The sequence below is a fragment of the Maribacter sp. 4U21 genome, from assembly GCF_002742365.1.
In the GTDB taxonomy this organism is placed as follows: domain Bacteria; phylum Bacteroidota; class Bacteroidia; order Flavobacteriales; family Flavobacteriaceae; genus Maribacter.
The window spans coordinates 1-384 of record NZ_MDGN01000010.1 but is presented as its reverse complement, the minus strand read 5'-3'; the positions used below and the strand labels follow the sequence as shown (position 1 = coordinate 384).

Below are 384 nucleotides of genomic sequence, written 5' to 3'. Positions count from 1 at the left end.
GGATGTCCTTACCTGATCACCCTTGTGGTGGACGAGTACCCGGCCACACCGGATAAGATTATTGATGCATATGTATGTGAGGGAGGGACCATTACCTATCAGGGTGTCGAGTATGGCCCGGGGTCCTATGATTTTCCTCAGGTGGACGATAACGGATGCCCATACTTGATAACTCTTGCCGTTGGTGAGTATCCCAAGACCGAGGACGAGACCATCGAGAAGACCGTTTGCGAGGGTGCTACCTTTACCTATGAGGGCGAGGAGTACGCTGCAGGAACATACGAGTTCCCACAGACGGACGATAACGGATGTCCTTACCTGATCACCCTTGTGGTGGACGAGTACCCGGCCACACCGGATAAGATTATTGATGCATATGTATGT

Annotated in this window: 1 protein-coding gene; it reads left to right on the top strand. The window is 51.8% G+C overall.

The annotated features are described in order from the left end of the window. Positions 1 to 384 (top strand): hypothetical protein (locus BFP77_RS16890; RefSeq protein ID WP_180272287.1); only part of this gene is annotated, 384 nt, incomplete at both ends.